Source organism: Arthrobacter sp. StoSoilA2, from assembly GCF_019977195.1.
Classification (GTDB): Bacteria; Actinomycetota; Actinomycetes; order Actinomycetales; family Micrococcaceae; genus Arthrobacter.
Map to the genome: position 1 here is coordinate 2681231 of NZ_AP024643.1, position 14738 is coordinate 2695968.

12 protein-coding genes are annotated in these 14738 nt (G+C 61.1%); 5 read left to right on the forward strand and 7 right to left on the reverse strand.

The window, feature by feature from the left end; genetic code table 11:
• Positions 1-2: 2 nt before the first annotated feature.
• Positions 3-629, forward strand: a complete 627-nt coding sequence (locus tag LDN82_RS12130; RefSeq protein ID WP_224164406.1) for a hypothetical protein — start codon at positions 3-5, stop codon at positions 627-629.
• Between the two features lie 241 nt (positions 630-870).
• Positions 871-1926, forward strand: coding sequence for an O-antigen ligase family protein (locus LDN82_RS12135; RefSeq protein WP_224164407.1), 1056 nt, complete (start codon positions 871-873; stop codon positions 1924-1926).
• A gap of 99 nt (positions 1927-2025) precedes the next feature.
• Here the strand turns inward: LDN82_RS12135 and LDN82_RS12140 are convergent, their stop codons facing one another.
• The 5 genes from LDN82_RS12140 to rfbB form a co-directional block, all read right to left on the reverse strand.
• Positions 2026-4749 carry a WecB/TagA/CpsF family glycosyltransferase gene (locus tag LDN82_RS12140; protein WP_224164408.1) on the reverse strand — a complete coding sequence of 908 codons (2724 nt, stop codon included), beginning with the start codon at positions 4747-4749 and terminating at the stop codon, positions 2026-2028.
• 435 nt (positions 4750-5184) lie between these two features.
• Complete coding sequence (locus tag LDN82_RS12145) at positions 5185-6165, reverse strand: glycosyltransferase family 2 protein (protein WP_224164409.1); 981 nt, start codon at positions 6163-6165, stop codon at positions 5185-5187.
• 9 nt (positions 6166-6174) lie between these two features.
• Positions 6175-7188, reverse strand: a complete 1014-nt coding sequence (locus tag LDN82_RS12150) for a glycosyltransferase family 2 protein (protein WP_224164410.1) — start codon at positions 7186-7188, stop codon at positions 6175-6177.
• 155 nt (positions 7189-7343) lie between these two features.
• Positions 7344-8756, reverse strand: coding sequence for a bifunctional dTDP-4-dehydrorhamnose 3,5-epimerase family protein/NAD(P)-dependent oxidoreductase (locus LDN82_RS12155; RefSeq protein ID WP_224164411.1), 1413 nt, complete (start codon positions 8754-8756; stop codon positions 7344-7346).
• Positions 8757-8758: 2 nt separating this feature from the next.
• Positions 8759-9757, reverse strand: a complete 999-nt coding sequence (rfbB, locus tag LDN82_RS12160; protein WP_224164412.1) for a dTDP-glucose 4,6-dehydratase — start codon at positions 9755-9757, stop codon at positions 8759-8761.
• Between the two features lie 54 nt (positions 9758-9811).
• On the opposite strand from rfbB, the gene rfbA reads away from it, so the two are divergent.
• On the forward strand, positions 9812-10678 hold the full coding sequence (gene rfbA / locus LDN82_RS12165) for a glucose-1-phosphate thymidylyltransferase RfbA (RefSeq protein WP_224164413.1): 867 nt from the start codon (positions 9812-9814) through the stop codon (positions 10676-10678).
• Between the two features lie 9 nt (positions 10679-10687).
• On the opposite strand, the gene LDN82_RS12170 is transcribed toward rfbA, so the two are convergent.
• Entirely contained in the window at positions 10688-11620 is a 933-nt protein-coding gene (locus LDN82_RS12170; protein WP_224090378.1) for an aldo/keto reductase, read from the reverse strand.
• 51 nt (positions 11621-11671) lie between these two features.
• Between LDN82_RS12170 and LDN82_RS12175 the strand changes: the two genes are divergently transcribed.
• The gene (locus LDN82_RS12175) at positions 11672-12505 is read left to right on the forward strand and encodes an undecaprenyl-diphosphate phosphatase (RefSeq protein ID WP_224090379.1); all 834 of its coding nucleotides are present in this window, start codon (positions 11672-11674) and stop codon (positions 12503-12505) included.
• A 15-nt stretch (positions 12506-12520) separates the two neighbouring features.
• Positions 12521-13798 (forward strand): cysteine--1-D-myo-inosityl 2-amino-2-deoxy-alpha-D-glucopyranoside ligase, encoded by a 1278-nt coding sequence (gene mshC, locus LDN82_RS12180; protein WP_224164414.1) that lies wholly within the window; start codon positions 12521-12523, stop codon positions 13796-13798.
• 13 nt (positions 13799-13811) lie between these two features.
• Here mshC and LDN82_RS12185 read toward each other — a convergent pair whose 3' ends face one another.
• A complete protein-coding gene (locus tag LDN82_RS12185) occupies positions 13812-14717 on the reverse strand; it encodes a PAC2 family protein (protein WP_223932802.1) in 906 nt (301 codons plus the stop codon).
• Between the last annotated feature and the right edge of the window lie 21 nt (positions 14718-14738).

The window sequence follows — 14738 nt, forward strand, 5'->3', positions numbered from 1 at the left end:
GGATGATTCTTGGACTTATATCCTTGGGGGCAGTCCGCTCCTCTGACCCTGTTTATTGGACACAGGCAGACGTCACATTCGTCGCGCCTGACCGCGAACCTGCCTACTGGATTCCCGGGGGGAATTACGGACCGTTGGTGGACTTTGCTGCCATGGTCGAGCGGCGGGTCAACAGCAGTTCCCCGACGAACGGACTAGTGCTGTCCCGGGGGACCCTATATGGTGCAGGCGTTCGGGATGGGTATTCCGTGACCTTGCCGAATAGCGGAGGGCAGTGGGCCAAGAGCTTCAGCCGGCCTGTCCTGACAGTTCAGGTGGTCGATTCCAGCGCCGACAGGGTCAACGAGAGCCTTGCCAGAGTGATAAATCGCATCAACACGGTCACCCTTGAGCTTCAACGGGAGCTGGGAGTCAGGTCGAACCTGATCACAACGGTGACGTCTCCCTCCAGTCCGGAGATCATTTTCGGTGGCGGAACCCAAAGCAACCGCATCAAAGGTGCCGTGGTCTGGGTCGTGCTGGCGGGAGCATTGTCTACTGTGACTGCTGTTCTTATAGACCGTACCAACTGGCCTCGAAGGAGAACGGAATCAAGAACTTCGGAGGTGAAAGTTAATGCCAAAACCTAGTGGTCCTGTCCGTCTCGGCGGACGCCGGGCCCTATCCATGGAACGTTCGGACGTCCCTACTTTCGTCACGATATTCCTGGTGCTAACCTGCGCAATTCCATCGAATAATACGGTGGTAGCCCTTGGCTCTGTTGGTAGACCAACCACACTGTTTGCGTTGCTGGCACTCGTTTGGTGGTTGCTGTATCAATCACAGAGAACGACTGTGGGACGTATCAGCAGGCAACCCGTGCGAATTAGCTTGACGCTTTTCCTGTTCGTCGCTGTCGGCAGCTATGCGTTTGCCATGTTACGCGGCCTTCCAGAAGCGGAAGCCAGCCCTGCAGACGCTGGACTCATCAGAATAGCTGGTTGGGCAGGAATTCTATTGCTTGTCAATGACGGACTATCAGACCGTAATGGACTCATGTCAGTTTTGCGGAGGATTGTAATAGTTGGCTCACTGACGGCTACTTTAGGGCTACTGCAGTTCTTTACGCATTCATCCCTTGTCGATTGGATAAACATTCCCGGCCTGACCGCCAGCTCAGAGTTCTCAAACATTGACTCAAGGGGAGGCTTTGTCCGGGCCGCTGGTATGGCTATTCACCCGCTGGAATATGGGGTTGTTCTTTCGACGTCGCTTCCTATAGCAATCACTCTTGCGCTGACGGATACCACCAAACGTCGCCTGCTCCGGTGGGTTCCTGTTGGCGTTATAGGCGTCGCGGCAATATTGTCAGTCTCACGATCTGCTTTGATTGCAGTCGCCGTAGCGTTTCTTGTCCTCCTACCCTTCTGGTCGAGGTCGATCCGACGGCGAGCCTTGTTCGCATCCACTAGTTTGCTTGCGGCGGTCTACGTTCTAACGCCTGGAATGCTAGGAACCTTGCGGGGGCTCTTTACGGCAGGAACCGACGATCCAAGCATCAGTTCCCGGACAAACGGTTCGGCGACTGCGTTCGGAATCGCAAGTAACAATTTGCTTGTCGGCCGCGGTTTCGGCACCTTCCTTCCGGAATACGTCATAGTAGACAACCAGTATCTGGGCCTCCTGGTTGAGTTGGGTATCCTTGGCCTCCTCGCATTCGTCACTTTGTTGGTGGCTGGAATGACCTGTGCCTGGCGATCACGCAAACTTGCGAAGGATGATGTCATGCGTCAGATGAGTCCCGCCATACTGGCTTCCTTGGCAGCCTTGGCCGTTACTTTTGCATTTTTTGACGGACTGTCGTTCCCGATGGCTGCAGGATTCATGTTTCTGATGCTCGGCATCTCCGGGGCCCTCTGGCGACTGGCTCGCGAGGGCCTCCTTTAAAGAGGAAGCCTACTGGTTACTCGATGGGCCGGCATGGGCTACCCACCTTTCCTCGCGGTCGTACCCAGGGGGAGCTTGCCTCTCAACGAAGCACGCACGTTACCGGCTGCTTTCGTCCCGCTCCCACGCGTCGCTGGTCTTAGCCCACAGTATCGGACGACGGCGGCCCAAGACAGCGAACGCGGCGTACACCGCGGCGTCCACGGCAGTGAGCGGTCCCTGGACGGACGCCAGCAGCTGCCGCAGCGTCGCGGACGTTGATGGGCCCGAATCCTTGCAGTCCTGCTGTGCATTCCCGCGGTAAACGCGGCTCAGGGTGGACAGCAGGGCGGCCGAAGTCCGAGGCGGCCTGACCACCACAGGTGAAGTATCAAGCGCGGCCTTTTCGTCAGGGCCGAACAGCCTGTCCACGTAATAGTCATCGCCAGTCAAAGCGGGAAATTCGCCGAGCCGATCATGGCCATTGGAGCTCAGCGCGTAGGCACCGGCACCCCAGAGCTTTTGGGCATTCGCCGGAATCCGGCTTCGGGCCCGGTAGTAGGCTCGTACCAGCGTCGAGGCACCTGTGGTGTCATAGCGGAAGGCTGGTCTGGCTGCGAGGAGTGGACCGGCATCGAGCGCTTTGAAAACGGTGCGGAGCGCCTCCGGGCTCAGCTCGATGTCGGCATCCAGGTAGAGTCGGGGCCAACGTTGAGTCGCACGGTCCGCAGCATTAAGTGCCGCAGTTTTCGACGCTTCCTCAACATGGAGGACTTGGACACCCCTGTACTGGGCCGCAATGGATTCAGTGTCATCGGTGCAACCGTTGCAGGCCACGATCACGTCCACGGTGCCTGAATCGATTGCTTCCTTGAGCGAATCAAGCGTCCGGCCGATAACTCTGGCCTCGTTGTGCGCAGGGATGATGACGGCTCCGCTAGTAAGGCTTTCACCGTCCAGGAGCGCGGATCGTGTGGCGTGGGGCAGTGTGCACCATCGCCGTTGGTTCAACACTGCCAGTGCTGCTTCCCTGTGCCCCGGATTGTTGAGTCGTGCGACCTCGGCGGCACATACGGCTGCCCTAAAGAGCATCGCCCTGCTGCGCCCGAGATGCTTGACTGCATAACGGACGCGGTTGACGGACATAAGGGCCGTGAGCTGCGGCGACGTGCCCGAGCCCCCACGTTCGTGCCACATTCTGGCTGTAGGCTCAAACCAGATTGAATTGCCGGATTCCCGCGTGCGCCGGCAATAATCTGTCTCCTCCGAGTACAGGAAGAATTGCTCGTCCCAAGCGCCTACGGCCTCGGCCACTTCAGCGCTGATCAGGAGCGCCGCGCCGGTGGCCCAGTCGACCCGATGGGCATGCTGGTAGCCTTCCGGATCGAAGTCCATCTCAGACAACCAACCGGGCCGTCCACGGAGGTGGCTTCCCAAAGCTGCATCACCCAGTGCCCGCAGTACGTTCGGCTCGCGACGCAAGGATGGGTAGACGGTGCCGTCAACGTCCAGCAGGACCGGAACAACCATGCCAGCATGGGATTCGTTCATTCTTCGCCGCATTGCGGCCAGTGCTCCAGGTTCAATCCGCAGGTCCGGATTCAGGATGAGATAGGCATCTGCGGCACCGGCCACGCGCAAAGCCACATTGATTCCACCGGCGTAGCCAAGGTTACCTCCGGTGCGTACAGCGACGATGTCCGGATGTTGTGACAGCTCGGCCATCGTATGGTCGTCAGGGGAGTTGTCAGCCACAACAACCTTGATCGATTGCTCGGCGGTCTCGCCTCTCAGGCTTGAGATCAGCGGCCCGACGTCGTCGGCATTGTTGTACGTCACGACAATAACGGCAACGTCAGCCTTGAGTGCCGCTGGCACGAAAGGTCCCGGGGCCGGGCTGGCGACGTACTCCGGGACGTCTACGTGTACGTCAGGCCGCCCGCCAATCGGCGGTGCGGTTGACGTGATGGAGGCAGCGCTGGCTTGACGCAACCTCAGGTAGGCTTCGGGACCGTCCACCAGATAGCGACGTGCCAGGCGGCGCGGTTCCAGCATCAAGCGCCAGGCCCACTCAAAGCCGTGCGAGCTGACCCAAGTCGGTGCCCGCCGGATGTGGCCGGCCAAGAAATCAACTACTGCGCCGAAGGCGAGCAGCACTTTGGCTCCCGTGAGGTGGCCATATCTGGTGATCCACAGCTCCTGACGGGGCTTGCCCATGCCAACCACCAGGATGTCGGGCGCACTTTCCGCTATGTTCGCGGCCAGTTCAAAGGAGGCCTTCTCGTCGCCCAGTACGGACCTTTCCGGCGCCCACCATCCGGCGATGCCCAATCCCGGATGCTCCACGGCGAACCTGTCGCGGATCAGTTGTTGGGACCGCTCGGAACCACCCAGGAAACCTACACGCAGGCCACGCCGTTCGGCTTCATCTAACAACGGTTCTACAAGGTCGCTTCCGGCAAGCCGTGGCCAGGGCCTGTTCGTGAGGCGCCGGGCCGCAGCTGCCAACGGGGCTCCATCAATCAACGTCAGCCAGTCCACGGAGGCTTGCCCGTCCATGGTGCCGATCCAGCGGCTGCCTGCGCCAAAGTGGCGGATGTGGTCCAAATTCGCCGAGCACACGCCAAGTGGAGGGGAGCCTGCGGTGGAAGCCCGGTCCATGATTTCTCGCAGGGCGCCATCAAACTCCATGAGCTTCACCGGGACTCCGCCCAGGTTCACCCATTTGCCATGCGCGGTTCCGGCCTGAGCCTCTGCCTTCTGGCGCTGCCGCTGCGCTTCGGCGTGGCTGCGGGGAACGTCGCGGTGGGATACGACCCCGCTGGGCATGTTTTGTTGCAGCATTTTCGGCTCCAGGCTCAAGGTTCCAGCTCAAGGCACAACCATGTAATCGTCGATCCAAGCTGCTGCACTGCTTGGATCGACGTGGGCGAACACCATATGCCGCCCAACCAAACTGTTTACTTGAGTTGTCTCCCGGCTCCACCTCTTCGAAGCTGCCGTAGGCCCAACTTTAGGACGATTCCCCCGCGCATGCCAGAGTCCGCGCGGGATGGGAACTGGTCTTGACCGATGAGGAGCTTCGCTGTTGGTGCGGATGATGCAGTGCCCGGGTTCATGGAAACCAATCTGGTTGGCGACGAAGGCGGCGTTGGGGGTGTCAGGGCAGGGAAACAAGAACGACGGCACCCAGGTGGCACAGAAGAATTGAGCCCGGGTGCGCGAGCCAGTGGGCTACAGCCGTTACGACACGGGCGCCGTAGTAATGCTCGACGGCCGCTATACCAAGAGGAGGGTTGCAGCGTTGCGCCAGAGGTCCGGGGAGCGGAAGCCGCCGGCGATCAGGCGGCGGCGTCGGGAGATCGGCCCGGCGGAGGGGATATCGGCGAAGGCCTCAAGTACACGGCGGCTTCCTGCTGGTAGTTCGTCGCGGTAGGTGTTGAGGAAGGCTTGGCCTTGGGCAAGGCGCAGGCGGATCCAGTGGCGGCTGTTGGCGAGGTTCCTCCACTGCGAGAGTGCTCGGGTCAGTGTAGTGGGCTGAGGATTTGAGGCATTGCCACCGTGGATACGGTAAAGGATTTGCGGATCGGGGTCCCAAGCCACCCGACCGAAAGCGGCCGCGACCAGATTTATCCACCAGTCGTGCATGACGGCGCCCGGGGGGATTATGCCCGTCCGTGCCACCAGCGCCCTGTTCATTACAACGGTGCATCCGGTGACGGTCGGATGCATCAGGGCAGTGTTAAGTCGGGCACCGTAGGACGGGGCGATGGCTTTGAAGGCCCAAAAAGATGGCGTGATGACCTGCAGGGCCGCGTCGACTGGCGTCAAGTCGCCGTGCAGGAGAATCGGGGTTTCACGGCCCTCTTCGGCCTCAAGCGCCCGCATCCGGGCAAGGCCGCGGGCAATCTTCTCCGGCAGCCAGACGTCATCGTGATCGGCGAGAAATACGTAGTCAGCCTGGGCAAGGGCCAGCATCCCTGCAAAGTTGGCGGCGGCGCTGCCGCTGGGAGCGGTGCGCCGAATAATCCGCAGGGGATGGGCGAAGCGCGGCGCTGCCTCTTCGAGGATCGCTAAGGTGTTGTCACGCGAGCAGTCGTCGCTGACCACCAAGTGGAAATCCCGGAAGCTCTGGCAGACGAGTGAGTCGAGGAGCTCGCCAAGGAACTGACCGCTGTCCCGCGTCGCCAGTAACACCTCTACCCGCCCGCCAGAACCTGCTTCGTACACGCCCGTCGCGCCATCCGGTATACTCGTCACCCCCCTACTCTAGGACCGGTGACGACCGCCCACAACGGAATGAAACGTATTCGTCAGTGCGACTCGAAGGCGCCAGAGGTCCGGGGAGCGGAAGCCGCCGGCGATCAGGCGGCGGCGTCGGGAGATCGGCCCGGCGGAGGGGATATCGGCGAAGGCCTCAAGTACACGGCGGCTTCCTGCTGGTAGTTCGTCGCGGTAGGTGTTGAGGAAGGCTTGGCCTTGGGCAAGGCGCAGGCGGATCCAGTGGCGGCTGTTGGCGAGGTTCCTCCACTGCGAGAGTGCTCGGGTCAGTGTAGTGGGCTGAGGATTTGAGGCATTGCCACCGTGGATACGGTAAAGGATTTGCGGATCGGGGTCCCAAGCCACCCGACCGAAAGCGGCCGCGACCAGATTTATCCACCAGTCGTGCATGACGGCGCCCGGGGGGATTATGCCCGTCCGTGCCACCAGCGCCCTGTTCATTACAACGGTGCATCCGGTGACGGTCGGATGCATCAGGGCAGTGTTAAGTCGGGCACCGTAGGACGGGGCGATGGCTTTGAAGGCCCAAAAAGATGGCGTGATGACCTGCAGGGCCGCGTCGACTGGCGTCAAGTCGCCGTGCAGGAGAATCGGGGTTTCACGGCCCTCTTCGGCCTCAAGCGCCCGCATCCGGGCAAGGCCGCGGGCAATCTTCTCCGGCAGCCAGACGTCATCGTGATCGGCGAGAAATACGTAGTCAGCCTGGGCAAGGGCCAGCATCCCTGCAAAGTTGGCGGCGGCGCTGCCGCTGGGAGCGGTGCGCCGAATAATCCGCAGGGGATGGGCGAAGCGCGGCGCTGCCTCTTCGAGGATCGCTAAGGTGTTGTCACGCGAGCAGTCGTCGCTGACCACCAAGTGGAAATCCCGGAAGCTCTGGCAGACGAGTGAGTCGAGGAGCTCGCCAAGGAACTGACCGCTGTCCCGCGTCGCCAGTAACACCTCTACCCGCCCGCCAGAACCTGCTTCGTACACGCCCGTCGCGCCATCCGGTATACTCGTCACCCCCCTACTCTAGGACCGGTGACGACCGCCGTGAATAGGACGAGAGGACTCACGTGAAGGATCTTCGACTTCATCGGAATAGGTCTTGAAGACACTGGGTGCGGACAGTCTTGAGGGCCCAAACTTCATTGGAGGCAACAAGAGGCTTGACGCACCTACATGCGGAATGTTCCGCCGTTGACAATTTCGGCGAGCCGCCTGGCTGCTGACGGCGGTGCAAAGCCCGTGCTTTTGATTTTGGCCAGATCGAGAACACTGCTGCCTGGACGCGGCGCCATCCCGGGTTTTGCGTATTCGGACGTGCTGATGGTGGTGATTTTCCCGGGATCCACTCCACAGAGGCGATAGACCTCCTGCGCAATTTCCGCCCAGGACTGCGGCTCGCCGTCGCTGGTGAGGTTGTACGTTCCGTAAGGTGCCTGATGCGTGATCAGGTGCCTGATGCCTGCGGCAATATCAGAAGCAAACGTCAGCCGCCCCCATTGGTCACCCACCACTGCGGGTGCTACGCCTTTTGCGGCCAGCCCAGCCATGGTGCGGACGAAGTTGCGGCCCTCGCCCACTACCCAACTGCTCCGCACAATGTAGTGCCGCGGCACCGCAGCAACGGCAGCGTCTCCGGCCGCTTTACTTTGCCCGTAGACACCCAGGGGAGCGGGTGCCTCGTCCTCCCGATGCACAGCGGCGGTACCGTCGAACACATAGTCGCTGGATACATGGACAAGCGTCAGTGAATGTTCGACGGCGGTCCTGGCCAGGCGGGACACTGCGGCTGCGTTGATGCTCCAGGCGGCAGTGCGGCCTTCCGCTGTCTCCGCGGCATCGACTCCCGTGAAAGCTGCGGCGTTGATGATGGTGGAATACTTGCGCCAATCGGTGGCGAGATAGGAATTCTCTGCCGAGATATCGAACTCGGCCCGCCCTGCGAAGTCCACCGTCGGGTCGCCGTCGAACTCCTCTCTGAGCGCCTTCCCCAATTGGCCGTCCGCACCGAGTACCAACGTCCGCCTGGATTGCATGGGAGCTACGTCGCCCAATCGTGGATGGGTCCGGTCCTGGTCAGACACCACGGCCTCCTCCAGCGGGATGGGCCATGGTAAACCGACGTCTTCGTCGGCAAGGTTGAGGAACGTGTAGTCGGCCTGCGCTGCGGCACTCCAATGATCGTTGACCAGGTAGGTGTAGGCGGTATTGTCTTCGAGGGTCTGGAAGGCGTTGCCCACGCCCCGGGGAACAAAGATGGCTTCCATGGGGGACATCTCTGCGTGGAAAACCGTGCCGAAAGTCGGGCCCTGACGCAGGTCCACCCACGCACCAAAGATCCGCCCTGAGGCGAGCGAGATGAACTTGTCCCACGGTTCGGCGTGGATACCCCGGGTAGTCCCGCGTTTGGCATTGAAGGAGATGTTGTTCTGCACCGGCCCAAAGTCGGGGAGGCCCAAAGCCATCATCTTGCTACGGTGCCAGTTCTCCTTGAACCATCCCCGGTGGTCCCCGTGGACCGGCAGCCCGAAAAGCACCAGCCCGGGGATCGGTGTACTACGGGATGTCAATTCAGCGGGTCCCATGGTTAGTGGCCTTGGCCTGCGTATTTGGTCTCGGTCGCAGCTTTTTGCGGCCGCCACCAGGCTTCGTTGTCCTGGTACCAGCGGACGGTGTCAGCCAGGCCGGCGTCGAAGTCTGCAAACCGGGGGACCCAGCCAAGTTCCTTTCGAAGCTTGCTGGAATCGATCGCGTATCGAAGATCGTGGCCGGGCCTGTCAGTCACCAGATCGTAGGCTTCTGAAGGCTGTCCCATTTGCCGAAGAAGCTTCTCCACGACGTCCCGGTTGGACTGCTCACCATCAGCGCCGATCAGGTACGTTTCACCAATCCGCCCACGCTCCAGGATTGCGGCCACAGCCGCGGAGTGGTCCTCCACATGGATCCAGTCCCGTACATTGTGGCCGTTGCCGTAGAGGCGGGGACGGTTGCCATCCAGGATGTTGGTGATCTGTCGCGGAATGAATTTCTCCACGTGCTGATAGGGCCCATAGTTGTTGGAGCAGTTGCTGATGGTCGCCTTGAGGCCGAAGGAACGGACCCATGCCCTGACCAGCAGGTCTGAACCGGCTTTGGTTGCCGAGTAGGGGCTCGTGGGCCGATAGACCGAGGACTCGGTGAAACGCTCCGGATCTTCCAGGGCCAAATCCCCATACACCTCATCTGTGGATATGTGGTGGAAGCGGGTATTGTGCTTCCGCGCCGCTTCGATGAGCGTGAATGTACCTACGAGGTTCGTGTCCACGAACGGCCGGGGGTCCTGCAGTGAATTGTCGTTGTGTGATTCGGCAGCAAAATGGACCACGGCGTCAGCGGCTGCCGTCATGCGGTCTACCAGCGGGGCATCGCAGATATCGCCCTGGACGAATTCGAAGCGTTCAGGAGGCAGCCCCGCGAGGGACTCGATGTTACCCGCATAAGTGAGTTTGTCCAGGGCCGTGACATGGAGGCGTGAGTGCTCCATGATGTAGTGGATAAAGTTGCATCCAATGAATCCGGCCCCGCCGGTGACAAGGATTCTCTGCATGGCCATAGCGTAGCCGCCAATTGCGGCTATGTGCAGCGGGAAGGGACAGCTAATATGCGCGGCATCGTTCTTGCAGGCGGCACGGGCTCCCGGCTTCACCCAATAACGCTTGGAATCAGCAAGCAATTAGTCCCCGTATTCGACAAACCCATGATTTATTATCCGCTGTGCACGCTGATGCTCGCCGGCATTCGGGACATTCTGGTGATTACTACGCCCACGGATGCGCCACAGTTCGAGAACTTACTCGGCGACGGTTCCCAATTCGGCATAAACCTCACATATGCACAACAACCCACGCCTGATGGATTGGCTCAGGCATTCATCCTGGGGGAGCGGCACATTGGCAGCGGCAAAGTAGCGCTCATCCTGGGGGACAACATCTTCAACGGCCCCGGGATGGGTAACCAATTCCGCAAGTACGCGGACGTTGAAGGCGGCGCGATTTTCGGTTACTGGGTCAAGGATCCGAGTGCTTACGGCGTGGTGGAATTCGACGACGACGGGCTGGCCGTTTCCATCGAAGAAAAGCCAACGTCCCCAAAGAGCAACTACGCAGTCCCGGGCCTGTACTTCTACGACAACGACGTCGTCGCCATGGCAAAGGACCTCAAACCCTCGCCTCGAGGGGAACTGGAGATCACGGATATCAACCGGCAATACATGGAGCTCGGCAGGCTGCACGTGCAAAAATTTCCGCGCGGGACTGCCTGGCTTGATACAGGAACCTTCAGCGACCTCAACGATGCGTCAAACTATGTCCGCACTACGGAGAACCGGCAGGGCCTGAAGATTGGAGCGCCGGAGGAGGTGGCCTGGCGGATGGGATACCTGAATGACGACGAACTCCGCCAGCAGGCTTCCAAGCTCGCCAAGAGCGGCTACGGCAGTTACCTGCTGGATATCCTCGACCGCCAATAAGCCGCAACGCTAAGTCGCCGAGACGTCTTCCAAAGCGCGCGAGATCTCGGCCGGGAGAACCGTCAACTGGGCATCCAGCAATTCCTTGAGCTGGACTGCGTTGCGGGCTCCCACGATAGCCGTGGCAACGCCGGGACGCGAAAGCAACCAACTCAGGGATACGTCCAGGGGTGATCGTCCCAAACCCCGCGCGGCCATGGCGACGGCCTCCACCACCCGTGATGCCTTCGGTTCAAGGTAGGTCTCAACGTACGCAGCAAGTCTGCTCTGCGCAGCCCGGGAATCAGCAGGAATCTGGCCCCGGTACTTTCCGCTCAAGACACCACGGCCCAGGGGAGCCCAGGCCATCAGGCCGAGCCCGGCATCCTCCACGGCGGGAATGAGCTCTTCCTCCGGCTTTCGCTGCACCAGGGAATATTCGGATTGGTTGGCTACCAGCGTGAAACCAGCGACCGCCGCCGCTTTGGCTGTCTGCCACCCGTTGTAGTTGGAAATTCCCACATAGCGGGCACGTCCCGTCCTCTGCGCGAGCTCCAACGCTGACAGAGTCTCGTCCAAGGGCACATTCGGGTCCCACTCATGAACGAACCAGATATCGAGGTAATCGGTTCCAAGCCTTGCCAGGCTGGCGTCCAACGCCGACAACAGGGCACCCCGCGATGCATTGATGCTGCGCCTGGATTCCGACGACGAGACGCCGGCTTTGGTGGATATCACGACTTCGGAACGAGCCACGACATCGCCCAACATGGAGCCCAACATCGCCTCAGCCTGGCCTTGTGCATACGATGCAGCGGTGTCGATGACGGTGCCGCCTGCGTCCACGAAGGCGTGGAGCAACTCGGCAGCGTCCTGCTCATCCGTCTCCTGCGCCCAGGACATTGTTCCGAGGGACAAAGAGGAGACACGGAACCCGCTGTTCCCGACATAACGCTGCTGCATGCTGATAGCTTACGGGGAGTTCCCAGTCTTCATGACGTAGGGTCTATTCACGTGAACTGGATAGAAGCAGCCTTGCTGGGCCTGGTGCAGGGCCTCACCGAATTCCTCCCGATCTCCTCAAGCGCACACCTGCGGATCGTGGGCTCATTCCTTCCGAATGCGGCCGATCCCGGAGCCGCCTTCACGGCCATCACCCAACTGGGTACGGAGACGGCGGTCATCGTCTATTTCTGGCGCGACATCGTGCGGATCATTGGGGCCTGGTTCAGGTCCCTGAGCGGAAAAGTCCCACGGAATGATCCGGACGCCCGAATGGGATGGCTGGTGATCCTGGGCAGCCTTCCCATCATCGTGCTCGGGTTGTTGTTCCAGGACCAGATCGAGTCTGTCCTGCGGAGCATGTGGATAGTCGCCACCATGCTCATTGTCTTTGGCATGATCCTGGCGGTTGCCGACGCCGTCGGCCGCCAGGAACGGGATCTCACGGAGCTCAGCTACAAGCACGGCATCCTGTACGGTTTCGCCCAGGCAATGGCCCTTATTCCCGGCGTATCGCGGTCCGGCGGAACCATCACTGCCGGTTTGCTGATGGGGTACACGCGTGAAGCTGCGGCCCGCTACTCGTTCCTCCTCGCCATTCCAGCGGTTTTCGGCAGCGGCCTGTACCAGCTCTACAAAACGGTTTCCAAGGAGGGCCTGGCCGGTCCCTACGGCCTCCCGGAAACGGCACTGGCCACAGTCATCGCTTTCGTGGTGGGCTACGTGATCATTGGTTGGTTCCTTAAGTTCGTGTCCACACGCAGTTACAGGCTCTTTGTCTGGTACCGCATTCTTCTGGGCCTGGCCTTGTATGTCCTGCTCGGTTTCAATGTGATCAGCGCCTAGCACTAAGGTTGAGTCGTGAAATCGTGGACTTCCCGCCCTGTTCCTGAGCTGCCCGGCAGTATGCCCCAACTACGCCTCTTCGACACCGCCCTCGGCCGCGTCGTGGAGATAGAGCCGCAGCCGGAACAATCGATGTACGTCTGCGGTATTACGCCCTACGACGCCACCCATATGGGACACGCCGCAAGCTACGTGGCATTCGACCTCCTCAACCGGGCCTGGCGCGATGCCGGGATCCCGGTGGCCTACGTTCAGAACGTTACGGACATCGATGACCCGCTGCTTGAGCGCGCCACCGCCACCGGCGTGGACTGGCGTGAACTGGCGCAGAGCCAGATTGAACTGTTCCACACGGATATGGACGCCCTCAACGTCCTTGCTCCAAACCACTACATCGGCGCGGTCGAAGCCATTCCGGATATTGTGCCCGCCATCGAGCGGCTTATTGCCGACGGCGTCGCCTACCGCGTACAAGGCACAGACGGCGAACCCGACGGCGATGTCTACTACGACGTCGAAATGGCCGGCAAACGATCCGACGCCACGGATGCATGGACCCTGGGCGATGTTTCAGGCCTCGGCGAAGCGGAAATGCTTGCCCTCTTTGCAGAGCGTGGGGGCGATCCGGACAGGGCAGGCAAACGCCAGGCGCTCGATCCCTTGCTCTGGCGCGTAGCACGTGAAGGCGAACCCAGCTGGCCGGGGGCCGCCCTGGGCGACGGCCGTCCCGGATGGCACATCGAGTGTACGGTTATCGCGCAGAAATACCTGCCCGCACCATTCACCGTGCAGGGTGGCGGCTCGGATCTCATCTTCCCGCACCACGAAATGGGAGCCGGACACGCGTACTCGCTGGCAGGCGTTCCGCTCGCCAAGCATTATGCCCACGCCGGCATGGTGGGCCTTGACGGGGAAAAGATGAGCAAGTCCAAGGGCAACCTGGTGCTTGTCTCCAAGCTCCGCGCCGCTGGAGAAGAACCAGCCGCAATCCGCCTTGCAATCCTCGCCCACCACTACCGCTCGGACTGGTCGTGGACTGAGGCGGACTTTGCGGCAGCAAAGGATCGGCTGGCCCGATGGCGCAATGCCCGTGACGTTGCCCCCGCCGGTTCGGCCGCAACACTCGTTGAGGCCATGCGCCTGGAATTGGCCAATGACCTCAACGCTCCCGGAGCCATTGCCGCCGTCGATCGCTGGGCTGACGAGGCATTGCGGCAGAACGCACCCATGTCCGGGATTGACGCCGCCCTTATGGGCGATGCCGTAGACGCCCTGCTCGGGGTGGAGCTTTAAGGCCGGTCCTGCGCTAGGGCCGGTCCTTTCCGCGTCGCTTGAGGTAACGCTCGAATTCGCGTGCAATAGATTCGCCCGATGCTTCCGGGAGGTCCGCGGTGTCCTTGGCTTCCTCCAGCTGCCGCACGTAGGCGGCAATCTCAGGATCTTCAGTGGCGAGCTCATCGACGCCCCGTTCCCAAGCCTCTGACTCTTCTGCCAGTGCCTGGCTGTCCAAGGGAACCTGGAGCAGGTCTTCGATCTTGTGAAGGATGGCCAGCTGGGCTTTGGGCGATGGCGGCTGTGCGACGTAGTGGGGGACGGCTGCCCACAGGGAAACGGTTGGCAGCCCGGCCAGCATGGCGAACTCGGCCAGGACGCCAACAATTCCCACGGGTCCCTCGTATTGGGAGGCTTCCAGATTCAGCCGTTCCCGTAGCGAACTGTCTTCCGTGGTGGTGCTTACCGGAATTGGCCGGCTGTGGGGAACATCGGCCAGCAGCGCACCGACAAGAATGACCGAGTCCACCTTCAGTGCTTCCGCATGGACCAGGAGTTCTGTGGTGTATGCCCGCCAACGGTACGAAGGTTCGGTGCCAAGAACAAAAACCACGTCCACATTGCTGTCCGGAACCGACGCTTTGTAGATCCGCGTTGAGGGCCACTTGACCTTCCGCGCACCCGAGGACGTGCGGCGCACGGTGGGCCGGGTGAACTGGAAGTCGTAGTACTCCTCGGCGTCTACCGTGGCAACCTTCTTGCCGTCCCAGACTTTGTTCAAGTAGTGCAGCGCATCGCTGGCGGCCTCACCGGCGTCGTTCCAGCCTTCAAACGCGGCGATCATTACGGTGACGCGTTGGCCTTCCGCGGGTTCCTTAAGGAAACGCTCGGGCTCCGCGGTGATGTCCTGTCCTTCGGGGGTCCCGTCCACACTGTTCATCCACTCACCCTACGTCCAAGA